Raw genomic sequence first — 22,219 nt, 5'->3', positions numbered from 1 at the left:
GCCTACTGCGCAGCCAGTTGCAGTTTGGATTTGATTTCGATTGACGCCATAAGTGCCTTATTGGCTTCCTCGACATCGTCCGCAGCGGCGACCAGCCATGCGTCATATTGCTCTTGTGTTACGACACGCACAGCCAGAGGCATAAAGGCGTGATCTTTGCCGCACAATTCTGAGCATTGGCCGTAATAAATGCCTTCACGATCAGCGTTGAACCAGCTTTCATTAAGACGACCGGGCACAGCATCCATTTTCACGCCAAAAGAGGGCATGGCATAGGAATGAATAACGTCAGCCGATGTGATTTGCAGCCGGACAATCTTGCCAACAGGAACAACCATTTCGTTGTCAACCGCCAGAAGGCGCGGCTCGTTGGTACCCTTGGCAGCCCGCTCTTCTTCAGTCAGCATGATGGAATCGAAGGACACATCCGGATTGTCAGGATATTCATATCCCCAATACCACTGTTTGCCAGTCACCTTCACAGTGAGGTCAGCTGCGGGGATTTCCATTTGCTTATAAAGCAACCGAAAGGATGGCACAGCCAGAACCAGCAGGATCAGGATTGGCACCACTGTCCAGACAATTTCGATCATCGTATTGTGCGATGTTTTGGTCGGGGTCGGATTGGCTTTGGCGTTAAATTTCAAAGCAACAACCGCCAGCAAGATGGCCACGAAGACCACGATAATACCGATTATCCAAAAGGTAAAATTGTTGAACCAGTGAATATCATCCATCACGGTGCTGTTTGATGGCTGAAGATTCATACCCCAGCTGGTCGGCTGGGCTGCGTGAGCCAAACCACCCGCAAAAAGCGAGGCAGACGCCAGAACGCCGATGGCAGCTGTAATCATCAGGCCATATCGACAGGCCTTTTGGATGGCCAGATTTAAAAGTTTGCCGATCAACACGTTCTTGATCCTCCTTTTTGAACTCGTATCATGCAGGTGCATAGAAGAGCTCGCTCACTCTGTTAGGCAACATATCGACCCCATATATCTATGCGACAATATGTCTAAACCGACGACAAACCGCACGTGTTAACTCCCGCAGGGCTTGATCATCGGCTGCCTTGGTCCTTTTAATCAGCCCATTTCCGAAGCGTTTTTTGTTGCCAAGTCGGGCAATATGTTTCGGAGTGAGCTTTGGCTTCTTCCTCTGCATCAAACCCCAGCGCCAACAAGACCCGATAAGATAGGATATGTTGGTCAGCAGGACTGCCTCTTCATTCGAGACAAGGATTGATCCAGATCAAATTTTCCCTATACAGACATATGCGACGGTCTGTCGCAACCTCTTGAAGCACAAAAATGCTGCGACAATCTGACACAGTTTACATAGGTTGAAGCGGATTTCTACGCTTTTTCTATCCGTAGTTCTCCGATTTTGCAGGTAGAAATAATCATTATCCCCAGTGTTTTGTTGCCACATTTGGTGGTTACGTCTGGGATCTCGTGTAAATATGCGACAAAGAGAGGACGAATCAGGCAATTAGTCTGATATGTCCGTTTTTCAACACGCTATCAGCCCATTTTCTGAGCATTAATTCATGGTGACACGTCCAATGAGACCCAAGCGCGAACAGGATCCACTTGCCTGCAAGCCGGCTTTTCCAGCCTTTTTGACCTCGTCCAGCTTCGTCATGGCATCTCTTTTTGCAATGCTCCTGACCGTTGGATTCGGCAGCAACATGGCACATGCACAGGGTGCTGTGCGTTCGGTACATGGCGAATGGGAGATCCGCTGTGACACGCCTCCCGGTGCGCCGTCAGAGCAATGCGCTTTGATGCAATATGTAACAGCGGCAGACCGAGATAATGTTGGCCTGACGGTGATCATTCTCAAGACCGCGGACAAATCTGCTCGCATCTTGCGGGTATTGACGCCACTGGGAGTACTGCTACCCCATGGTCTGGGCCTGAAGGTGGATGCCACAGACGTTGGTCGAGCCGGTTTTGTACGCTGCTTGCCACAGGGCTGTATCGCGGAAGTCATTATGGATGACAAGCTTATCGAGCTGCTGAACACCGGACAGACCGCGACTTTCATTGTATTCCAGACCCCTGAAGAAGGCATAGGCATCCCCATTCCGCTGAATGGCTTCAAGGCTGGTTTTGGCGAGCTGAAGTAAAACTTAACTTTAGAAATCAGAAATAGCAAAGGCCCCAAAACGGGGCCTTTTTATTGGCAACCCAGCCCGTGATCGGATCAATCCAGATCAGTGCAGCCGCTGCGATGTCACTTGTGGCCGGTCGGGACCGCAGGAACCACTTGACCCTTTATTGGGATGGGCTGTCATACTCAGCTTAAGGGCTTTAATCTCTGCGCCGGTCCAGTGCTGTGGCAGGCCATCCAGACCATTGGGGCGATGCCCCATCAGAGCTTTGATCTTTTCAGCTTCGTCTTTGGAGGGGAACGCACCAAAAGCGGGCAAACTGTCACCATTTTCAAGCACAGGATAGAGAGAAAAGACGGTCTCGTCGGTTGCCCAATGGGGCTGCCGCATATCCAGAATAGCGATATCAATAAAGGGAGTACAAATGATGCGGCGACGCAAGAGCCAGTCCCGAGAACTTTGCACCAATTGTTGACAAGACATGTCCAGCCGTGTTTCGCGTGCCTCTCCCAGAATGGCCGAGAGCAAAAATGAAGTGCCACCGATCGCCCCAAGCAAGCCCAAGATCCCATAAGGAATCAAAAGCCAGGAGAAATGGTTCCAACCAGGCGCAATGAGAAGAGCATAAGGCAACAGCCAAAGCACGCCACCGAACAAGCCAATCATCACTCGGACTGGCAACGGGTAGTGATTGCGAAACACAAACGGATCGTCTTTGGTCTTGGTCCCGTTGCCACAGCTCATGTTATCTCCCGCTTTTTTCTGCAGTTCAACGCTTATGCATCTCCTACAGCCCAAGGCGTGCGCCAGTTATTCTGCCTCACTCTTCAATACCATAATCCGCGGCGGACCGGATAGAGCGATGGAAACGGAGTTTCTTAATATATTCGCCAGGATCTTTCGGCGTAACCAAAGCCCCTTCGGGCACGGTCAACCAGTCATATAAGCGCGTTAACAAAAACCGCAAGGCCGCGCCACGGGCCAACAAAGGCAAGGCGTCATACTCGGCTTGGGTCAGTGGTCGCACCGATTGATAGCCTTTAAGCAAGGCACGGGTCTTGGTGACATTGAACATATCGTCAGGTTCAAAACACCATGCGTTGATACAAATGGCGATGTCATAGGCGAGCAAGTCATTGCAGGCAAAGTAAAAATCAATGATGCCCGACAGTTCATTTCGCAAGAAGAACACATTGTCAGGAAAAAGATCTGCGTGGATGACGCCTTTTGGTAGATCGCTGGGCCAATTGGCTTCAAAATAATCCAGTTCGGCCTCGATTTCTGCCTGCAATCCTTTTTGCACGGTGTCTGCGCGATTGGCGCACATAGCGAACAATGGACGCCAGCCAGACACTGACAGGGCATTTTCGCGCGTCAATTCAAAGTCTTGCGCCGCTGCATGCATTTGCGCCATAGCCACGCCCAATTGCTCACAATGGCTCACTGTCGGGCGGCGCACCCACATGCCTTCAAGAAATGTGACCATAGCTGCGGGCCGACCTGCAAGATGGCCAAGGGATTGGCCCTGTTTGTTTTTGAGAGGTGTCGGACAATTCATCCCTCCCTCAGACAAATGCTCTTTCAACCCTAAAAAGAAGGGCAAGTCATTGGGATTGACGCGCTTTTCATACAGGGTGAGGATATAGGGGCCGGTTTCGGTCTGGACAAGAAAGTTGGTATTTTCCACCCCTTCTGCAATGCCCTTATAGGAGGTCAACGCGCCGATATCATAAGTGTTTATGAAGGCACCCAGCTCTTCGTCGCTGACTTCGGTATAGACCGCCATATCGGGTCCCTTTCGTGTTTTTTCTCATGATTGCCATCACCGGTCTGCACGCATTTGCGTGTCGATCAGCTGAGGCCCATTCAGTTTACGGCTTCAGCCTTGGGACCTTCAGCCAGAACACCAGCGGCGACGGCCGCTTCGCGCAATTCACGCGGGATGTTGAAAATGATGTCTTCTTTAGCGGTCACCACCACCTCGACCTTGACCTCATAGCGATCTGAGAAAGCGGCGATTACCTCTTCCACCAAAATTTCCGGAGCTGATGCCCCTGCCGTGATAGCCACAGACGAGATGGTCCCCAAGCTGTCCCAGTCAATTTCCGATGCCCGCTGCAAGAGCAAAGAGTGTCGACATCCGGACCGCTCGCCGACTTCGCGCAAGCGCTTGGAATTGGAACTGTTGGGCGCTCCGACGACAATCATCACATCCGCACGCGGGGCAACTATTTTCACCGCTTCCTGACGGTTGGTCGTGGCGTAGCAGATATCGTCCTTGTTGGGACCTCTAATAGCAGGGAAGCGGCGCTTCAACGCAGCGATGATATCGGCTGTATCATCCAATGACAGGGTGGTTTGGGTGATCCACGCCAGATTATCCGGATCTTGCGGCTCAAAGGCTTCCACATCGGCGACGGTTTCAATCAGCTTGACCACATTGTCAGCCAGTTGACCCATGGTGCCGATGACTTCCGGATGGCCTTCATGTCCGATCAACACGATCTCATGGCCACGTTTATCGTGTAGCATGGCTTCTTTGTGGACTTTTGAAACCAATGGGCAAGTCGCATCGAGATAAAAGAAATTCAGATTTTGAGCCGCTGCAGGCACCGACTTGGGTACCCCATGGGCGGAAAAAATCACGGGCTGCGTCGTGGCAGGAATTTCATCCAGTTCTTCCACAAAAATCGCACCCTTGGCTTTCAGACCTTCCACAACAAATTTGTTGTGCACGATTTCGTGGCGGACATACACAGGTGCACCATAGGTCTGCAACGCCAGATCAACGATCTGGATTGCCCGATCGACACCGGCGCAAAACCCACGCGGGGCGCAGAGAAAAACATCGAGTGGCGGCTTTGTTTCGCTCATGTGTGCGACCGTCCTTGTTCAAGCTGATTTGATCTGTTGGGATAACAAGGCCATAGTGCAAGCAGATGTCAAGGCAGGCAGAATGGGAAAAGGCCAAGAAGTTTATCGAAATACTCGCCATTTGCCACAATTATGCTATAAGTCTGGCCAAGTTTGGGTCGTTGCAAACGGTGTTTCCAGTTAACTATCGGCGCGAATGCTGCGACGCTCGCGTTTCCGGCAGTGGTTTTGAGTATAGGAAGAGTTTTAAGATGTCGGTGTCCCTCCCTTCAATTCGTGATTTGTTTGCTGTTGCCGTTGTTGGCATTTCGTTGTCAGGGTGCGCCAATGGTGTGGGCGGGCTAAACCTGCCGGGCAGCAACTCGAACGCGCCGACAGTTCAGTCGAGTGCCAGCGATGTTGCCAATGCAGGCACCATCATGGACGACACCACAAGGCTGGTCCTTTCCAACCCCAAGAAGATTACCGGCTATTGTCCGAGCGTCAGCATTCTTGGGGATACCAATATTTTCCAAAGCTATGCGAAGGGCGGTGATGGCAACGCGCAAATGCTGATCCATCAAGCCTCTATCACCCAGACCGCGCGCGAATGCACCACTCTGGGCGCGGAGATGTTCATCAAGGTGGGCGTTGCCGGTCGTGTGCTGGGCGGCCCTAAATCTTCTGATTCGAGCAAAGCCGTTTTGCCGCTGCGCATCGTCGTGAAACAACAAGATGATGTGCTTTATACCAAACTGCATAAGGTCACTGTTACTTTGACACCGCCAGATCGATCTGCCTTATTTGCCAAGGTGGATGAAGGAATCGCGATTCCCACTCCATCCCAGAAAAATGTGCAGATTTTGGTTGGCTTTGATACCAGCGGAGCCAAGCGTTAAACGCAACGGTCCGGCATAGAGACAGACACCAAATTGAGACAGCCAACGCTGAAATGCGTTGGCTCTTTTTTTCGAACTAGGACTTTCCTTTCTTATGGGCCATCGTCAAGGCCTTACCAATGCGGGAGACAATGGCGTCAGCATCAGAGCGTGTATCGAACATGCCCGCCCTAATCATGGTGCGCCCATTGCCGTCTTGCAATTCGATCATCGCTTCGTCTTCCAACCCGCCTTCGCCCGCAACGGGACCGACTTTGACTTCGAAGTTGGCAATTTTATTGAAGGGCACCACAAATGGCTTGGAACGGCCAAAGATCGAGGCCGATGTTTGCCGCACTTCGTTTTTGTCAAAGTCAAAATCGACCTGACGCGACCAGCCCATAACACCTTGAGACAGGCCAACCCAGCCAAAACCAAAGGCGATAAACGCCACAGCGAGTAACAGCATGGTTAGGGCCATATTGTCCCCTTCCAAGCGCGGGCCGAACAACAAAAACAGTGCCAGTCCCATTAAGGCAGCACTGATAACGCCTTTACGAACACGTACAATGGGTGACAAGTGATTGCGGACCGAGGGCATCGGGACATTGGATTTGGTCATTTTGGTATGGGTCTCTAAAGATTTATATAGACTGCATAAAGGCTATAAAGGCTCATCATGGTCAAGCCACAAAAGACGGCAAAAGAACCGAGATCCTTGGCCTGCCGAGCAAATTCGGCAGTATCAGACGTCAAGTGGTCGACCAGAACCTCGACCGCCGTGTTAAGGGCTTCCAGGGAAAAGGTGATCAGAAACAAAAATGTGATGATCATAATCTGCTCAAAACTTGCTCCCATCAAACCATAAATCACCAGTAAAAGAAGGTAAAACAGCAGTTCGGCCTGTGCAGCTGTCTCTTGCAACAGCCGCCTGAACCCTGCCAATGAATAGTGTGCGGCTGCGAGGGTATGTAGGATATGTTTCATCTGTGATTTCCCTGATAGGCTCAACGCCCCTCTTTCACCTGATCCATGTGACAGGCAAATGACGACGAGCTGATCCAAGGCGGGGACTTATTGGGTAGGGCTGGCAGGAAAGGACTGAGAAGGCGCTCGAATATCCTTGTGTATATTGGCAAGTCGCAAGGCGCCCTGTCGAGGCAAACGATGCCTCGTTTTTGCCAGTGAATCCATAAGGACACTATGTCAGCACGTCCTAGCTGCGCCCGAAAAGCCTTTCAATATCGGTGAGCTTAAGCTCCACATAAGTCGGGCGACCGTGATTGCATTGACCGGAGTGAGGGGTGGCTTCCATATCGCGCAGCAGGGCATCCATTTCTTCGGCCCGCAGGCGACGGCCAGAGCGCACAGAGCCGTGGCACGCCATGGTGGCGGCGATATGGAGAATTTTTTCCTCGATGCGCGTCGCCTTTTCCCATTCGGCCAGATCATCAGCGATGTCGCGTACCAGACGATCCAGATTGGGTTTGCCCAAAATGGCAGGGGTTTCGCGCACGGCAACGGCACCGGGGCCGAAAGCTTCCAGCGTCAGGCCCAATTTGGAAAGCTCTTCCTTCGCCTCAAGCAGACAGGCGACCTCGTCCTCTTCCATTTCAACCACATGCGGGATCAACATGCCCTGCCGTGCGATGCCTTTGGTTGCAAGGGATGTCTTGAGCTTTTCATAGACAAGACGCTCGTGGGCGGCATGTTGATCGACGATAACCAAGCCGTCTTCGGTCTGGGCGAGAATGTAATTTTCAAAAATTTGCGCTCGCGCGGCCCCCAGCGGTTTGGCCAACAGACTGGCATCGGGGGGGGTGTCATTGGCGCGGGCATCAGCCGAAGGCTGTGTTACATCGACCATGCGTCCCTGAAACGCGTCCTGAAACGCGCCTTGGGGCTGCGCTGAGTGCGCGGACGGAATAAACCCGTCTTGAGGCCGCTCCTGCAAAGCGCCTTGCGGGCTGGAAGCCCCCGCCTCGGCAGGCGCATAGGGGCTTTGGCGCCAATCCCAATCCATCGGTTTGGCCGGTTGATAGCTTCCTGCCGGATGGGATGGTGATTGCCCGCTTTGAGACACACCATTGTTAAAGCCAGCTGCGGCATGGGTGGAGCGAACCCCGTCAGGGCGCAGAGCAGCCAACGTAGCGGAACCGCCGGTGGACGTGGCGCGATGCCCTGCCCCCATCAGCGCCTGCCGAATCGCACCGACAGTGAGGCCACGGATATGGCCCGGATCACGAAACCGCACATCGGCCTTTGTGGGATGCACATTGACGTCCACTTCGTGCGGGTCCAAATCAATGAACAACACCACGCAAGGGTAGCGACCGCCAGCCAGAAAATCGGAATAGGCGCCACGAATGGCTCCGAGCATCATTTTGTCGCGCACCGGACGACCGTTGACAAAAACAAACTGCTGCATGCTGTTGGCGCGATTGAGTGTTGGCAGGCCCGCAAAGCCAGTCAGACGCACGGTGTCGCGCAGTGCGTCAATTTCCACCGCATTGTCGCGAAAGGCCTTGCCCATCACCTGCCCCATGCGCACCAAATGGGCATCCGGTCCATTGACTGCGGCATAGTCCAGCCGCGAACGATCTGCGCCGGTAAGGCTGAAACGAATGGTCGGATTGGCCAAGGCCACGCGTTTGATGATTTCAGAAATTGCGGTATTCTCGGCCCGATCCGATTTGAGAAATTTAAGCCGTGCGGGCGTAGAGAAAAACAGATCCTCGACTTCGATACGGGTGCCGATGTTGAACGCCGCCGGTTTGGGGGCGCTCTCCTTGCCACCAGCGACTGTGATCTCCCAGGCATGGGCCTCGGACTTGTGGCGTGTTGCGATGGTCAACCGTGCGATGGAGCCGATGGACGGCAGGGCTTCGCCCCGAAAGCCCAATTTGCGGATATCCATCAGATCGTCAGGATCGAGCTTGGAGGTGCAATGGCGGCGAATGGCCAGCTTTAAATCGGCATGGGTCATGCCATCACCATTGTCAGACACGCGAATAAGGTTTTTCCCCCCACCCGCTGTGACAATCTCGATGCGGTCCGCCCCCGCGTCGATGGCATTTTCAACCAGTTCCTTGACCACACTTGCCGGACGCTCCACCACTTCGCCCGCAGCGATCTTGTTGATGGTGGCTTCGTCAAGCTGAAGAATGTTGGACGTCGTTTCGCTCATGGGCTATCGGAATCTCGTTTGCCACGGGGCTGGAAAAGAATCAGCGCCGCTGGAATGAAGGATGATTGAGAATGCCACAAGCGCCACAGTCGCCGCAATCACGCAGAGCTGCATTCACCTACGCATCAGTCAGCGCACGCCTGAAGTCTGGTCAGCACATGCAGGCAAGTCGGTCAAGCTTTTGCCCGATGTTTGTTGCGCCAAATCGACGTTGCGAACAAGGGGAATAAAGGGCTCCTTCGGGCTAATTTTTAAATATATGGTCACCAGGGGACGGCTTTGTGTCGGTGACGTGGTTGAATGCAAACGGCACCCTTTCACATTAACGGATAGATAGCTGTGGCTATCCCCATAGACTTTCTTGAGATGGCGGATTTTATTCTTGGTTTCATACAGGCGAGGCAGGTCCTGAGGGGCTATTCGTAAAAGCGCCATATGCTGTGAAATCGCCACTTCATTCGCCAACTCGGCAGGTAGAGGCAGGTCAGGACTTTCAATAAGCTGAAAGGTTTCATCAAGATTCTCCTTGGGTTTGTTTGGTAGATCTGTACCCAAATGCAAAACAGCCCCTTTGTGCGCGATGCGCAGCCAATCGGGGCTGCGCATCGCCACCCGCATATGAGCGGGGTCCGATTGCATGGGGTCCAGTTGGGAGAGTTTGACCATGCTCATAATGGGGACATGGGAGCAGCCACCCAGCAAAATCAGTATGGCTAGAATGGAACCAAACAAACTGAATTTGCAAAGCCAATCAAGACTTTTAAGCAAGCAATTTTCCCATCGCATGATCATTATCTCGCGCCCTTTTGATTAAAAGCTGTAGCTGACACCAAGCATCAAACGATGGCTTGCTGCTTCGCTTTTGACTTGCGTGCCTGCAAAATTCTTTTTCATGGCATTCAAACCATTCAGAGAATAGTCGGCCCGCAAATGGACTTGATCGGACAGGGCATATTCGACACCGGCACCCAGATTGATCGAGGCATTTGTAGTGGTTTTGCTCACGCCGTTGGCCGTCAGCTTATAATCAGCAGCAGTCACCCCTGCGGACAGATAAGGCATAAAACGATCAATAGGCAGACCGACCCGCCCCTTAAGGCTGGTGGACCAATTGTTCTGGGCTTTTACCGTACCAAGCGTTGCATGGCTGAAAGACTTTTTGTTGCCCATATAGGTCAGGTCGGCTTCAAGGCCGAGCACAAAATTTGAGACTTGCCAGTTGTGACCGGCATAAAGCCCACCGGCAAAACCGCCCTTATCAAATTCGGTTTTTGTCGTGCTGGTGATTTCGCCACCCATTTGGCCGGCGCCAATCTGCAGCCCCATATAGCTGCCCTCCCATGTCAGTCTCGGAGCCGGTCCGGCGTCACTATAGAGCCCCGGCATAGAGGGCATATCAGCCGAGATTGCTGAGGCGGGAATGATTGCCGCGATCAGACATCCGCTCAGCGTGGTGATGGGTAGGAAAGAAATGCTGGTCAAAGCCATGTTGGTCATCGCATCGGATGGATGCGCCCTTCTCGGTTGCTTAAATTTCAAACTGTTGTTTGATCTGTTGATACTGGCGCTCATCACAGCCAGAACATTAACATATATAAATCACTGTTTATTTCTGATTTATTATTGTTTGACGATAATTTCTAAATCATATATATTGAATTTCAAGTCAAGCGTTATTTTTAAGAAATTTGCCTATCACCCTCTCCGTTCGCGGGTTACAAACGCAGGCATAGCATTAGGAAAAGAGAAACAGACATGCAGGTCATATTGGAAAAAGAAGCGCAGCATCAGGAAGATCACGCCCTGCGGGTGCAGCGGATCACCCGCATAAGCGGCGTCATGAAGTGGGTATTGACCGCCTTCATGGTGTTGGTAATTGTTGTGGGAATATTGGTCTTGGCTGTGCTGTCTGTGCCCGACTTGTTGGAAGTGGCCAAAGACACCATGGAATTTGGTGGTGCCGAGCGCGTGTTTGGTGATGTTCCGGCTTGGCAACGCCTGTTGCTGGCGCTGTTTTACGAGCTTTGCATCGGGTCTTTTTTGATGACGCTCTGGTTTATGCACCGACTGTTTTCCAGCTTTCAGATCAAAGAGTTTTTTTCCAGCCGAGCGCTGTCATCCATGGTCTGGTGTGGTATCTGGTTTGTGATTTTCGGTGTGTTTGATTTTCTTGAAGAGCCGGTCTCATCCGTGCTCACCACCCTTGATCTGGGCGAGAACCAGCGGCAATTGGAAATCGGACTTGAAGGTGGCGAGATCTTCTTCATCATCTTTGGTGTGCTGTTCATTACCCTTGGCTGGGTGATGCGTGAGGCTGCGAGTCTGCATGAAGAAAATCAGCAATTCATTTAAAGGGGCTAACAAATGGCCATTATTGTTGAACTGGATGTGATGTTGGCCCGTCGCAAAATGAAATCCAAGGCCCTGTCAGAATTGATCGGTATTTCCGAGCAGAATGTTTCTTTGCTGAAATCAGGCAAGGTCAAGGGTGTGCGGTTTGAAACGCTGAATAAAATCTGTGAAGTGCTGGAGTGCCAGCCCGGCGATATTTTGATCTATCAGGCAGATGATGACCCAAGCTGAAGGCCATGGGGTGCGTTCAGTCTCTGCGTTGTTTGAAAAAGTCCGTCAACAATGCAGCGCATTCGGTTTCGGCAAAACCGGAATAGACTTCCGGTGCGTGGTGACAGATGGGTAGATGATAGAGGCAAGGGCCGTTGTCGACCGCGCCGCCCTTGATATCGCCCGCGCCATAATAAAGCCTGCGGATGCGCGCGAAAGAAATCGCTGCAGCACACATCGGACACGGTTCCAAGGTCACATAGAGATCGCAATCAGGCAGGCGTTGACTCTGAAGCTGTTCGCAGGCCTGCCGGATGACCAATATTTCCGCGTGGGCAGTGGGATCGTTGAGTTCAACGGTGCGATTGCCAGCTTTGGCAATGGGTTTTCCACCATTCACCAACACGGCTCCGATGGGCACTTCACCGCGCAACGCGGCTTTGTGGGCTTCAGCGAGTGCCATCTCCATGAAGCTTTTGTGCGGTTTTGCAACAGCCAAACCTTGATTTAAGGGGCTGTTTGTTGGCCGTGATGGACGATTGTCACTGTTGTGCATGAAAGTCTGTCAATTTTTCTCGCTTTTTACCTGATGTTTGTGATAGAGGCTTTCGTCATGGAACGCAAATCTACTCAGAAAGGGTCCCCTTCTGCCGACGCGACGTCGCCAGATGGATCCGAAAATGCGCGTCGCGACGGCGCCCATAAAGACAAACCCGCATCTTTCTCTGACAAAAAGTCAGGCAAAAAAGAAGGCATGCGCAAAAGCGGCTCTTTTAACAAGAAGGGTCCTGGCGATAAAAAATCCGGCGGTAGCCGCAAACCCGGTGGTGGCGGATGGTCGCCTAGCTCGGATGCGCGTGCAGAGACCGACGAAGAGCGCGTGATCATACGCGGCAGCGAGCGCGGTGATCGTAGCAAGTTCGACGAGCGCAGCCCGCGTGGAGCCACAGGCCCCCGTGATCGGAGCGACACTGGTAAACCAAGCCGCGACCGCGATTCTAAAAGCGATAGCCCGCGCAAAGACCGGCCCGCCGTTGCGCGTCCTTCTCTCAAAAAATTCGCAAAACCAGCAGAACCAGAAAAGCCCAAAGGGCCAGCCTATACTGCGCCGACACGTGCCTTGGAAGAAGGCGAACGCATTGCCAAAATCATGGCCCGTGCGGGCTTGTGCTCGCGCCGTGATGCAGAGACATGGATCAAGAATGGCCGTGTCAGTGTGAATGGCAAAGTTTTGCTCACACCGGCTGTTAACATCCTCACCAAAGACAAGGTGATGGTGGACGACGCGCCGCTTCCCGTACGCGAACGCACCCGTTTGTGGCTGTATAACAAGCCCAAAGGTCTGGTCACCACGACGTCTGATCCGGAAGGCCGGACCACGGTTTTTGAAAAACTACCGCAGGGCCTGCCGCGCGTGATCACCGTGGGGCGCTTGGACATCAACACCGAAGGTCTGTTGTTGTTGACCAATGATGGTGGGCTTGCTCGAGTGCTGGAATTGCCATCAACCGGTTGGTTGCGTCGTTATCGTGTGCGGGCCTATGGCCGCATCACACAAGAAAAGCTAGACACATTGGCCGAAGGCATCGCGCTGGAAGGCGTGTTGTATGGCTCTATTGACGCGCAGCTGGAACGTGAAGTGGGCGACAATGTCTGGATCACAGTTGCCCTGCGCGAAGGCAAAAACCGCGAAGTGAAAAAGGTTCTGGGGCATCTCGGCCTTGATGTGAACCGCCTTATCCGTGTGTCTTACGGCCCCTTCCAGCTGCTAGAGCAGGAAGAAGGCAAGGTCATGGAAGTGCGTGGCCGCGTGTTGCGCGACCAGCTTGGTGAACGTTTGGTCGAAGAATCCGGTGCCGATTTTGATGCTCCGATTTTGACTGAAATGCCAAAAGAAGAGCCCAAGAAACCCAAAAGAGACGACCGCAAGTCATCTGGTGGTGCCAAAGGCAGCTATATGACCGCCAAAGAAGGCGCGCGGGCTTTTGCCGGAAGCAAAGACGGCAAAAAACGCTCTGATGACCGTGGAGATCGCGGGGACAGAAGTGATCGCGGGGATCGCAGTGATCGTCCGGCACGCGGCAAACCTTTCGGGGATCGCCCGTCTGGAGATCGTAACGACCGTGGTTTCGCTGATCGCAAGGGCAGAGATGATCGCGGTTCGGGTGAGCGTCGCGGTGGCGGTGATCGGGATAAAGATAAGGATCGCGGCAACGCTATTCCTTATGCTGAACGCAAACCGTTTGATCCGACTGCGCCACGCCGCACCAACTTTGTCTTCCGCGAAGAAGGTGCTGATGGCAAAAAGACCCAAGGTAGCACTGCGCGCAAAGTGGGTGGTCGTCCGCAGAAATCAGATCTGGCCGATCCCAATGCACGCATCAAGAAACGCCCTATGAGCGGCGGTCGTCCGGATAGTGCGGGTGGTCGTGGTGGCAAACCAAGCGGTGGTCGCCCCACTGGCGGCAAACCAAGCGGCGGCAAACCCGGTGGAGGCCGTCCAAGCGGCGGAGGTCGTCCATCTGGTGGTGGCCGCCCGACCGGTGGCAAACCCAGCGGTGGTCGTGGGGGGCCCCGAGGCGGATCCGGCCGGGGTTAATCTGCAAAACTACACAATACAAAAGAAAGGGCGGCCCTCCGCCCTTTCGCAATTAGTGAACCCAATTTGATTGAAAAGGCACGCACCCATGCGCATTGTCGGCGGTCGCTTAAAGGGCAAAACACTGGCCAGCCCCAAAAGCCAAAGCATCCGTCCCACCACGGATCGGGTGCGGGAAACGCTTTTTAATATTTTAGCCCACGGGTACGACCATGTGGTGCAGGACGCCCGTGTGCTGGATCTGTTTGCCGGTACCGGTGCGCTGGGCTGTGAGGCTTTGTCTCGCGGCGCCTCATCGGCATTATTTGTGGAAGACGGCATAGAAGGGCGCGGCTTGATCCGCACCAACATGGAAGCGTTCGGTTTGAATGGTGTCGCCAAAATTTTCCGCCGCGATGCCACCAAACTCGGTGATGCAGGCACGGTGGAGCCTTTCTCCCTTGTTTTCATGGACCCGCCCTATAACAAAAGCTTGGGCGAGCAAGCGCTGGCGAGTGCCGTGGCGGGCGGTTGGCTATTGCCTCAAGCCCTGATCGTCTGGGAAGAAAACGCCAAGGCGGATCTGGCCATCCCCGACCGGTTCGAGACACTGGAAGTGCGCCCTTATGGCGAAACCAAACTCACCTTTCTGCGCTTTCTGGGTTAAATCAAAGCCCTTAAAGCTATTTTTGCTTAGTCTTCTTTTGCCTGCCAAAAGGGAGAAGAATGCTCATGCCTGCGGCCACCAACAAAGATGACTTGATCGCGACCACGTGCAAAGAGTTTGACAAACTTGACCTCTTGTTGAGCGCATTGAGCCAAGAAGATGCCACTTGGGTGCCCCCTGAAGAAGAAATATCAATCCGTGACTTGGTCGCTCACCGGTCTCACTGGATTGGCCTGTATTTTCGTTGGTATGAAGAGGGAAAGGCTGGCAAAGATGTTCAGACCCCTGCTCCAGGCTACAAGTGGAACCAGCTTAAATCCTACAACGCACAAATATACCAAGCAGCCAGCAGTGTTGATTGGGGTGAGACCCTTGTTCATTTTCGCCAACAGCATCAAGTTCTACTTGCGCATTTACAGGCGCTGGATGATGCAACGCTATACACCAAACACCTGTTTCCCTGGATGAATGAGTGGACTTTGGGCCGATGGGCCGAGGCATCCGGATCATCCCACTACCGCTCGGCGGCCAAATATGTGCGCAAGTTGAACAAGATTAGACACAATAAATAGATCTTTAGTCTAAGGTAACTTCAGTTTAACTGGCCATATTTCATCAAAAAGGCCTTCTTACACTTCAATTTTACGCCCTGTTAACATTAAAGAGCCCAATCTGAGAGATAGGATATCTTCATGGTTTCACATGGCCATGACGTTTCAAACCAGTTGCACAGAGACGTGGCGAACAATGGATCAACAGCGAAGCGCAGGACACTATGGCCTATTGGGCCTTTTTTTCCTGATGATGACAATCAGTGTGTTTTTGTTCGCGGTCGGGCCCAGAACCACCGGTGGCAAAGTGGTTGTGTTTGTTGCACCCTGGTCCACACCCCATCGGGTGATGGATGTGATTGCGAATGCAGACGGATCTTTTGTCGGCATGGGCACAAACCCATGGATCGCGATTGGCATTTCACAAAGTTCTGACTTCGTGTCCCGACTTTATCAAGCAGGGGCCTTCTATGTGGGAAGCGCAGAGGTTTTTTCTGCCTGCTTACCCAGTTCGTTCCTTCGAGCCAATCGATCCTAGTTCCTAACTCCTTGTCAAACGCCACAGCGGATGACGTGCAAATTTACAACCAGTAAGAGCCAAAAGTGTCATGATTGATCTTAATATTCTCAGATCTCAATTTCTGAAATTTATCTTGGGCCTGTTGTGGTTCAACGCCGCCTTGGCTACATTTTTTGCGTTTACTCTTCCAACCGGAGGCGGTTGGGTCGCAGCAGCGATTGCCGTGGTCGCAGCCGGCATCACCAGTGTGTCCGCCATGCAATCCAAGGCATCTGTGCTGACGCAAGATCTTAGCGCAATCGCTTTGTCGTCTCAGGTTGCGCTCATCGTATTTGTGTTTTCGGACCATCCCTATCAAATCGATTGGCATATGTATTTCTTTGCCACACTTTCCGTGCTGGCCGGTTGGTGTAATTGGCGCACAATTGTGGTTGGAGCCGCTGTCGTTGCGGTTCATCATCTGGTGTTGAACTTTGCTTATCCTGCGGCTGTCTTTCCGGACGGTGCTGATATCGTACGCGTTCTGATGCATGCGGGCGTATTGGTGTTGCAGGCTGGGGTCTTGATTTGGATTACCGCCAATCTTTCCAATGCCCTTTCGACAGCCAAATCTGCCATAAACGAAGCCCATGACAACAAAAACAAGGCTAATTCCTTAATTGAGGAAAACACAGCCAATCAACAGCGCGACAATGAACGTAGCCGCAAGATTGATGGTTTGATTGCAGACTTCCAAACCACCGTGGCAAGTGCAATTGACCAAGTGACAAAACATGGCACGACAATGCAGTCTACTTCTGAGGCGCTGTGCCACAAGGCTGATACAACTCTGGGACAATCACGGGATGTTGCGGTCGCGTCAACAGACGCGACCAAAAATGTCGGTATGGTCGCCGCTGCAGCAGAGGAACTCGCACGATCGATCGAACAGATTTCCAGTCAAGTAGGCGAGACCCAACGCGTGGTGACAGAAACATCCATCGCGGCCCAAACGACCAATGAAAAGGTTTCTAGTCTGGACACTGCCGCACAACGGATCGGTCAGGTTGTCACGCTTATCCGCGACATTGCAGAACAAACCAACCTCTTGGCGCTGAATGCGACCATAGAGGCGGCACGTGCCGGTGAAATGGGCAAAGGCTTCGCGGTGGTGGCTTCCGAGGTGAAAGAATTGGCTAATCAGACCTCCAAAGCGACAGAAGAGATCTCCTCGCAAATCAACGATATTCAGAACTCTACCAAGGATGCGGTTTCGGCAATTGAGCATATCGCTAACACCATGCAGGAAGTGAATAATTTCACCACTTCTATTGCAACCGCAGTTGAACAGCAGGGGTCTGCCACGTTGGAAATCAGTTCCAGCGTACAGAGAGCAGCCGAGGGTACCACGTCGGTTGATGCCAACCTTGATCAAGTGACAGAGTCTGTCTCTAGCACATCCCAAAGCGCACAGCAGGTCCTGCAGAGTTCAAAAGAGATGGTGCAAGAAACATCAGACTTGCGCGGGAAGATCACCTCGTTCCTGGAGGCGGTCCGCGCGGCCTAAAGGATAGAGCCACCCAAAAGCATATGCGGTACAAATGAATTCTTGCGTCACCTAGCCGGAGGCTGAAGGCCAACAAATTCAAGGGGCATCACTGCGATGCCCCTTTTTTTGTCAAAACGCTCACGATTTAAAATTCACACTGTTGCGCTCCCCCAAGATTGTTCAACTGGGGTCTGGTCTCCTCTACGGGATAAAATTACGCCAATATAGCTGTATCGATAAGAAACGCGGGAATGAGGCCGACACCAGCGGTGCGCAATTTACCGTATGGCCTTGATCCCTATCAAAGCATGGTTGTAAAATCATAGGCCATAGTTCATTCAGGAGCTTGGTCCGCAGCTCTTAACCGAACAATCCATTCTGGATGACAAGAAGGCGGAAAAAGCCTGCGGACAAACGGGGTCCAACGTTCAATCGGACCAAATTTGGAGAGGAGGCCACATTATGGCCATTAAAGATATTGTTTGCCTGTTGGATATTGAGACGGATCTAACAACCGCCCCAGTACAAATCGCGGCTGAGCTGGCGATCAAACTGAACGCCCACCTCACGGGTATTTCACCATTGATTGAGCCAATCGTGCCTGCTCTGATGGTGCAACCGGTGCCAGACCAGTTCATCTCTGACGCGCGCAATCGGGCAGAAGAAAAAGCCCAGTCCTCTTTGCAACGCTTTGCCGATTATGCTGATCGTAGTGCGGTGACCTATGAAACGCGCCTGTTGGATGTGACACCGGGCGGGTTAGACACCTTCGTCAATCATACCCGCATGTGTGACCTGATTGTGGTGGGGCAGGACAATCCCGATCGCCCAGAGCCTCTGCGCACGGATCTGATCGAAGCAGCCCTGTTCGATTCCGGCCGCCCCATACTTGTGGTTCCTTACGTCGGAATAGAAGCTTTCTCGTGCAAGAAAGTTATGGTGGCTTGGGACGGGTCCAAAACATCGGCCCGAGCGATCCATGCAGCAATGCCTATTCTTGAACTGGCTGATGAAGTGCAGGTCGTAATGGTCGAAGCCCAAAAGCTGCATTTGCCCGGAGACCCCGGTGCTGATCTGGCTGTCTATTTGTCCCGCCATGGCGTCAAAGTATCGGTGGAGAAAATCCCGGCGCCAGCATCCGGTGTCTCCGATGCTTTGCTCAACCATATCCATGACAATCAGATTGATCTGGTGGTTATGGGTGGTTATGGCCACAGCCGAGTGCGTGAGTTCATTCTGGGTGGAGCCACGCGCGGCATGCTGACTGCGATGACGGTTCCCTGCATTATGGCCCACTAGGACATCGGTCCAAGCGCGCACGTCTATTTCGGCGCATCGTCCTTGGCCAGCTTGGCTAGACTTGAGAGACAATAGTATCAACCCGGCGCGAGACTTCGTGTCGGGTTTTCTATTGCAAGCCACATGAAACAAGAAAGTCCCACTGGCTCAGGTTGTAAAACGACCGACTGTCGAGGTTTTGACGCTTTCTCTTCAAAGTCTTTCTTGATTGAAACATCGCAATAGAGCTGACTTGCTGCATTTCGTCTCACTGCTTCTTATTTAATTGACAAGACGCGTGCCAAATTAGTTGTTAATTGGGGTAGAAGCGTTTGCCTATTCTGTGCGGGATCAATGACAGAGTGTTGTTTGCTCCTTACTGAATCAAAGCAACCGCCCTGTCATGCGCGTAACAGACAAATGGCAGGCACTTGGTAGCCACTGGATAGAGAGCCAAAACCCCGAGGATATTATGAGCAGCTATAATCTCGACGTGTTTTTCAGACCTCGCAATGTCACAGTCGTCGGTGCCTCCACCCGCAAAGGCAGCATTGGCTGTGCTCTGGTGGACAACCTGCTCGAAGGGGACTATAGCGAAAAGCTGTTCCTTGTTAATCCCAAAGGGGGCAGTCTCAAAGGGCTCCCTCTATACCCGTCAGTTGCTGAAATCGACGGCAAACCAGACTTGGCAATCGTTGCTGTGTCACCTTCAGCCGTTTTGGGGGAAATTGAAGCGCTGGGCAAGAAGGGCTGCCGTGGCGTGGTAGTTATCACGTCAGGATTGGGCACAGGAGATGGCTCGCTCAAACGCCAACTGGCAGCCATCGCTGCCCGATATAAAATGCGTATCATCGGCCCGAACTGCATTGGCATTCTGTCCCCCAGAGTCGGGTTAAATGCATCCTTCAGTCATGTCCCAGGGTTGGCTGGTGACTTGGCCCTGATTTCGCAATCCGGCGCTATTGTTACCTCGGTTGCCGATTGGGCAACCCAAAAACATATCGGCTTTTCCGGCCTTGTATCATTGGGCGACAAAGCGGATGTTGATTTTGGCGATATGCTCGACCATTTTGCCATGGATCCGCATACCCGTGCAATCTTGCTTTATGTCGAATCCATCAAGGACGCTCGTAAATTCATGTCATCGGCCCGAGCCGCAGCACGCACCAAGCCGGTTGTCCTTATGAAAGCCGGACGTCATGCAGAAGGCGCTTCTATTGCTGCTTCGCGCAACGGCTCTATGGTTGGCTCCGATGCGGTTTATGACGCAGCCTTTACCCGCGCCGGTTTGTTGCGAGTGCATGATCTGGACGAGTTTTTTGACGCAGTCGAAACCCTGACCCACATACGCAAACTCAAAGGTCCGGATTTAACGGTTCTGACCAACAGCACCGGCATTGGTGTGTTGGCTGTTGATGACCATATTGATCTGGGGGGGAAACTCTCCACTCTGGAAGAGACAACCACCGAACGGCTGAATGCCCTGTTACCCGATGCATCGTCCCATTCCAATCCCGTGCATATCGCAAACGATGCGGGACCAGAGCGGTATAGTAAAGCCCTTGATATCTTGATGGATGACAAACACACCAACGCAATTCTGGTGATGGCCTGTCCTTCCGCCTTGGCGTCACCGATCGAGACCGCTGGCGCCGTGATCGAGCTGCTTGAAGCGCGAAAGAAAAGCCGCAAACGGCATATCCCGGTGTTTGTTGCTTGGCTGGGCGGGGGAGCCCCTGTTGCGAAGATGTTTGAGGATGCAGACATTGCCCATTTTTCGACCCCAGCGGATGCCATTCGCGGGTTTTCCTATGTGGTCAAGCATATGGAAGCGCAGAATGAACTGATGCGTATGCCTCCGGCGCTTTCTGATTTTCAACCTGATCTGGAAGCCGCACGCACTGTCATCGACAATGCTTTGGTTTCGGGCAATCAATGGCTCGATGCGGTGGATGTTTCTCGATTGCTGCAAGCCTATAACCTGCCAATCGCCGCTTCATTTGCGGCGGCAACGGCCGTGGAAGCTGCGCAATTGGCCGCCCCCTTGATTGCCAAGCACGGCGCAGCGGTGGTCAAAATCGACAGCCCTGACATTCAGTACAAGTCTGATATAGGTGGCGTGGCACTCAATCTGTCCAATAGCGGAGCGGTTGCAACGGCAGCCCAACAGATTTTGACCCGCGCCCACGAAGCCTATCCCAATGCCGACATCCGGGGAGTGACGGTGCATCCCATGATGCGGCGCCATCACGCTGTTGAACTGCTCGCAGGCATGACAGTCGACGATATATTCGGTCCTATCATGGTATTCGGACGGGGGGGTACTGCGGTTGAGGTCATTCGCGACAAGGCTCTGGCCCTCCCTCCCCTCGACATGTTGTCAGCGCGGGATATGATTGAAAAAACGCGCGTCAACCGCCGGCTTGAAGGCTATCGCGACACGCCTGCAAGCAACAAAGAGGCCATCGCCGAAATTCTGGTCAAGATAAGTCAGATGGTGGCAGATTTTCCTGAATTGCAGGAGTTGGACTTCAACCCGTTGTTGGCGCACGCGGATGGTAATATGATTGCTGACGCGCGTGTCCGTATTGCTCCAACACCGCAGAAGAGCCATCCACACAAGCGCTTTGCCATCAAACCCTATCCGCAAGAATGGGAACAGGAACGAGAGCTGAAAGATGGACGCACAGTCACCATCAGGCCCATGCGACCAGAGGATGAAGCGCTTTTTGCGGACTTTTTTGACCATGTCACCGATGATGATATGCGTCTGCGGTTTTTCTCGGCGGCGCGCAGCATGTCCCACGCCTTTATCGCCAAGCTGACCCAGATCGACTATGCTCGCTCTATGGCGTTCATTGCGGTGGACCAAAAGACGGGTGAAATGCTCGGATCAGTACGCTTGATGGGCGATGCCAACCATGAGAAGGGCGAGTATGCCGTGATGGTGCGCTCTGACCTGAAGGGGCTCGGGCTGGGCTGGAAATTGATGAAGTTGATTTTGCAATTTGCTGAAAAGGATGGTTTCAGGGAAGTTGATGGCGAAGTGCTACGCTCCAACCGGACGATGCGTCAGATGTGCGAAGCCCTCGGCTTTGAAACACGCATGGACCCCGATGACCCGGATCTCGTCCATATGGTTTTTACCATCAAGGACATCAGCAAGAAGATTGCCGACTTGATCTGATCATAACAAGACCGGCTTGAGTCGAGACGGGTTGGATGCGAACAGGCAAGGAGAACAGCCTTGTTCGTCCCTTTAAGGCGCATTCTGCCAAAATTTTGGTGAGTGGGCACAGAAAAGGGAGCGCAATGTGGGGACATGCACTCCCATTCTATTACATTTTGCCATCCGAACTCTCGTTATAAGCATAGCTCAGATGCCAAACGCATTTCAGTTGCAGCGATTGTGGGGCGCTTTGCTGCAACCGGATCTAGGATGTGCCCTTTTGTTGTTATTTTCTTTGACTTTGCTCAATAAAATGCATCATTACATGCTAA

General features: G+C 52.7%; 21 protein-coding genes. 11 read left to right on the top strand and 10 right to left on the bottom strand.

Features of this window, described 5'->3' with window-relative positions:
- Window positions 1–2: 2 nt before the first annotated feature.
- A complete protein-coding gene (gene coxB, locus C0081_RS21900; RefSeq protein ID WP_101536057.1) occupies window positions 3–854 on the bottom strand; it encodes a cytochrome c oxidase subunit II in 852 nt (283 codons plus the stop codon).
- 788 nt (window positions 855–1,642) lie between these two features.
- Between coxB and C0081_RS21895 the strand changes: the two genes are divergently transcribed.
- Entirely contained in the window at window positions 1,643–2,131 is a 489-nt protein-coding gene (locus C0081_RS21895; protein ID WP_245418042.1) for an invasion associated locus B family protein, read from the top strand.
- A gap of 87 nt (window positions 2,132–2,218) precedes the next feature.
- On the opposite strand, the gene C0081_RS21890 is transcribed toward C0081_RS21895, so the two are convergent.
- The 3 genes from C0081_RS21890 to ispH all read right to left on the bottom strand — a co-directional run bounded on the left by C0081_RS21890 (window position 2,219) and on the right by ispH (window position 4,990).
- On the bottom strand, window positions 2,219–2,860 hold the full coding sequence (locus C0081_RS21890) for a hypothetical protein (protein ID WP_101535858.1): 642 nt from the start codon (window positions 2,858–2,860) through the stop codon (window positions 2,219–2,221).
- Between the two features lie 76 nt (window positions 2,861–2,936).
- A complete protein-coding gene (locus C0081_RS21885) occupies window positions 2,937–3,902 on the bottom strand; it encodes a homoserine kinase (RefSeq protein ID WP_101535857.1) in 966 nt (321 codons plus the stop codon).
- An 80-nt stretch (window positions 3,903–3,982) separates the two neighbouring features.
- Complete coding sequence (gene ispH, locus C0081_RS21880) at window positions 3,983–4,990, bottom strand: 4-hydroxy-3-methylbut-2-enyl diphosphate reductase (protein ID WP_101535856.1); 1,008 nt, start codon at window positions 4,988–4,990, stop codon at window positions 3,983–3,985.
- A 251-nt stretch (window positions 4,991–5,241) separates the two neighbouring features.
- On the opposite strand from ispH, the gene C0081_RS21870 reads away from it, so the two are divergent.
- Complete coding sequence (locus C0081_RS21870) at window positions 5,242–5,868, top strand: hypothetical protein (protein WP_101535854.1); 627 nt, start codon at window positions 5,242–5,244, stop codon at window positions 5,866–5,868.
- Between the two features lie 76 nt (window positions 5,869–5,944).
- Here the strand turns inward: C0081_RS21870 and C0081_RS21865 are convergent, their stop codons facing one another.
- The 5 genes from C0081_RS21865 to C0081_RS21845 all read right to left on the bottom strand — a co-directional run bounded on the left by C0081_RS21865 (window position 5,945) and on the right by C0081_RS21845 (window position 10,522).
- A complete protein-coding gene (locus C0081_RS21865) occupies window positions 5,945–6,469 on the bottom strand; it encodes a hypothetical protein (protein WP_101535853.1) in 525 nt (174 codons plus the stop codon).
- Window positions 6,470–6,483: 14 nt separating this feature from the next.
- On the bottom strand, window positions 6,484–6,834 hold the full coding sequence (locus C0081_RS21860) for a diacylglycerol kinase (protein WP_101535852.1): 351 nt from the start codon (window positions 6,832–6,834) through the stop codon (window positions 6,484–6,486).
- Between the two features lie 229 nt (window positions 6,835–7,063).
- Window positions 7,064–9,034, bottom strand: a complete 1,971-nt coding sequence (gene mutL, locus C0081_RS21855; RefSeq protein ID WP_101535851.1) for a DNA mismatch repair endonuclease MutL — start codon at window positions 9,032–9,034, stop codon at window positions 7,064–7,066.
- A gap of 129 nt (window positions 9,035–9,163) precedes the next feature.
- Complete coding sequence (locus C0081_RS21850; RefSeq protein WP_146006517.1) at window positions 9,164–9,802, bottom strand: hypothetical protein; 639 nt, start codon at window positions 9,800–9,802, stop codon at window positions 9,164–9,166.
- A 42-nt stretch (window positions 9,803–9,844) separates the two neighbouring features.
- On the bottom strand, window positions 9,845–10,522 hold the full coding sequence (locus C0081_RS21845; protein ID WP_180967012.1) for an outer membrane protein: 678 nt from the start codon (window positions 10,520–10,522) through the stop codon (window positions 9,845–9,847).
- Window positions 10,523–10,789: 267 nt separating this feature from the next.
- Between C0081_RS21845 and C0081_RS21840 the strand changes: the two genes are divergently transcribed.
- Window positions 10,790–11,386, top strand: coding sequence for a hypothetical protein (locus C0081_RS21840; RefSeq protein ID WP_101535848.1), 597 nt, complete (start codon window positions 10,790–10,792; stop codon window positions 11,384–11,386).
- A gap of 12 nt (window positions 11,387–11,398) precedes the next feature.
- Window positions 11,399–11,617, top strand: a complete 219-nt coding sequence (locus C0081_RS21835) for a helix-turn-helix domain-containing protein (protein ID WP_101535847.1) — start codon at window positions 11,399–11,401, stop codon at window positions 11,615–11,617.
- A 16-nt stretch (window positions 11,618–11,633) separates the two neighbouring features.
- On the opposite strand, the gene C0081_RS21830 is transcribed toward C0081_RS21835, so the two are convergent.
- Complete coding sequence (locus C0081_RS21830) at window positions 11,634–12,152, bottom strand: nucleoside deaminase (protein WP_210200592.1); 519 nt, start codon at window positions 12,150–12,152, stop codon at window positions 11,634–11,636.
- A 57-nt stretch (window positions 12,153–12,209) separates the two neighbouring features.
- On the opposite strand from C0081_RS21830, the gene C0081_RS21825 reads away from it, so the two are divergent.
- From C0081_RS21825 to C0081_RS21795, 7 genes are all read left to right on the top strand, one after another.
- Window positions 12,210–14,195, top strand: coding sequence for a pseudouridine synthase (locus C0081_RS21825; RefSeq protein ID WP_245418023.1), 1,986 nt, complete (start codon window positions 12,210–12,212; stop codon window positions 14,193–14,195).
- 88 nt (window positions 14,196–14,283) lie between these two features.
- Window positions 14,284–14,841 (top strand): 16S rRNA (guanine(966)-N(2))-methyltransferase RsmD, encoded by a 558-nt coding sequence (rsmD, locus tag C0081_RS21820; protein WP_101535846.1) that lies wholly within the window; start codon window positions 14,284–14,286, stop codon window positions 14,839–14,841.
- A gap of 65 nt (window positions 14,842–14,906) precedes the next feature.
- Window positions 14,907–15,413: a ClbS/DfsB family four-helix bundle protein gene (locus C0081_RS21815; RefSeq protein WP_180967011.1), complete on the top strand. Its 507-nt coding sequence runs from the start codon at window positions 14,907–14,909 to the stop codon at window positions 15,411–15,413.
- A gap of 175 nt (window positions 15,414–15,588) precedes the next feature.
- Entirely contained in the window at window positions 15,589–15,930 is a 342-nt protein-coding gene (locus C0081_RS21810) for a hypothetical protein (protein ID WP_101535844.1), read from the top strand.
- A 70-nt stretch (window positions 15,931–16,000) separates the two neighbouring features.
- Window positions 16,001–17,458, top strand: coding sequence for a methyl-accepting chemotaxis protein (locus tag C0081_RS21805; protein WP_101535843.1), 1,458 nt, complete (start codon window positions 16,001–16,003; stop codon window positions 17,456–17,458).
- Window positions 17,459–17,902: 444 nt separating this feature from the next.
- The gene (locus tag C0081_RS21800; RefSeq protein WP_101535842.1) at window positions 17,903–18,739 is read left to right on the top strand and encodes a universal stress protein; all 837 of its coding nucleotides are present in this window, start codon (window positions 17,903–17,905) and stop codon (window positions 18,737–18,739) included.
- Between the two features lie 382 nt (window positions 18,740–19,121).
- Window positions 19,122–21,905, top strand: a complete 2,784-nt coding sequence (locus tag C0081_RS21795) for a bifunctional acetate--CoA ligase family protein/GNAT family N-acetyltransferase (RefSeq protein WP_245418022.1) — start codon at window positions 19,122–19,124, stop codon at window positions 21,903–21,905.
- The last annotated feature ends 314 nt before the right edge of the window (window positions 21,906–22,219 follow it).

This window comes from Cohaesibacter celericrescens (genome assembly GCF_002866925.1).
GTDB classification, from domain to species: Bacteria; Pseudomonadota; Alphaproteobacteria; order Rhizobiales; family Cohaesibacteraceae; genus Cohaesibacter; species Cohaesibacter celericrescens.
The sequence above is the reverse complement of the archived record's forward strand: the minus strand, read 5'-3'. Positions and strand labels throughout refer to the sequence as shown.

What these genes read in the sequence shown, in the direction of transcription:
- coxB (WP_101536057.1), bottom strand. Translation starts at nt 854, where the DNA reads ATGATTACAGCTGCCATCGGCGTTCTGGCGTCTGCCTCGCTTTTTGCG.
- C0081_RS21895 (WP_245418042.1), top strand. Translation starts at nt 1,643, where the DNA reads ATGGCATCTCTTTTTGCAATGCTCCTGACCGTTGGATTCGGCAGCAAC.
- C0081_RS21890 (WP_101535858.1), bottom strand. Translation starts at nt 2,860, where the DNA reads ATGAGCTGTGGCAACGGGACCAAGACCAAAGACGATCCGTTTGTGTTT.
- C0081_RS21885 (WP_101535857.1), bottom strand. Translation starts at nt 3,902, where the DNA reads ATGGCGGTCTATACCGAAGTCAGCGACGAAGAGCTGGGTGCCTTCATA.
- ispH (WP_101535856.1), bottom strand. Translation starts at nt 4,990, where the DNA reads ATGAGCGAAACAAAGCCGCCACTCGATGTTTTTCTCTGCGCCCCGCGT.
- C0081_RS21870 (WP_101535854.1), top strand. Translation starts at nt 5,242, where the DNA reads ATGTCGGTGTCCCTCCCTTCAATTCGTGATTTGTTTGCTGTTGCCGTT.
- C0081_RS21865 (WP_101535853.1), bottom strand. Translation starts at nt 6,469, where the DNA reads ATGACCAAATCCAATGTCCCGATGCCCTCGGTCCGCAATCACTTGTCA.
- C0081_RS21860 (WP_101535852.1), bottom strand. Translation starts at nt 6,834, where the DNA reads ATGAAACATATCCTACATACCCTCGCAGCCGCACACTATTCATTGGCA.
- mutL (WP_101535851.1), bottom strand. Translation starts at nt 9,034, where the DNA reads ATGAGCGAAACGACGTCCAACATTCTTCAGCTTGACGAAGCCACCATC.
- C0081_RS21845 (WP_180967012.1), bottom strand. Translation starts at nt 10,522, where the DNA reads ATGGCTTTGACCAGCATTTCTTTCCTACCCATCACCACGCTGAGCGGA.
- C0081_RS21840 (WP_101535848.1), top strand. Translation starts at nt 10,790, where the DNA reads ATGCAGGTCATATTGGAAAAAGAAGCGCAGCATCAGGAAGATCACGCC.
- C0081_RS21835 (WP_101535847.1), top strand. Translation starts at nt 11,399, where the DNA reads ATGGCCATTATTGTTGAACTGGATGTGATGTTGGCCCGTCGCAAAATG.
- C0081_RS21830 (WP_210200592.1), bottom strand. Translation starts at nt 12,152, where the DNA reads ATGCACAACAGTGACAATCGTCCATCACGGCCAACAAACAGCCCCTTA.
- C0081_RS21825 (WP_245418023.1), top strand. Translation starts at nt 12,210, where the DNA reads ATGGAACGCAAATCTACTCAGAAAGGGTCCCCTTCTGCCGACGCGACG.
- rsmD (WP_101535846.1), top strand. Translation starts at nt 14,284, where the DNA reads ATGCGCATTGTCGGCGGTCGCTTAAAGGGCAAAACACTGGCCAGCCCC.
- C0081_RS21815 (WP_180967011.1), top strand. Translation starts at nt 14,907, where the DNA reads ATGCCTGCGGCCACCAACAAAGATGACTTGATCGCGACCACGTGCAAA.
- C0081_RS21810 (WP_101535844.1), top strand. Translation starts at nt 15,589, where the DNA reads ATGGATCAACAGCGAAGCGCAGGACACTATGGCCTATTGGGCCTTTTT.
- C0081_RS21805 (WP_101535843.1), top strand. Translation starts at nt 16,001, where the DNA reads ATGATTGATCTTAATATTCTCAGATCTCAATTTCTGAAATTTATCTTG.
- C0081_RS21800 (WP_101535842.1), top strand. Translation starts at nt 17,903, where the DNA reads ATGGCCATTAAAGATATTGTTTGCCTGTTGGATATTGAGACGGATCTA.
- C0081_RS21795 (WP_245418022.1), top strand. Translation starts at nt 19,122, where the DNA reads ATGCGCGTAACAGACAAATGGCAGGCACTTGGTAGCCACTGGATAGAG.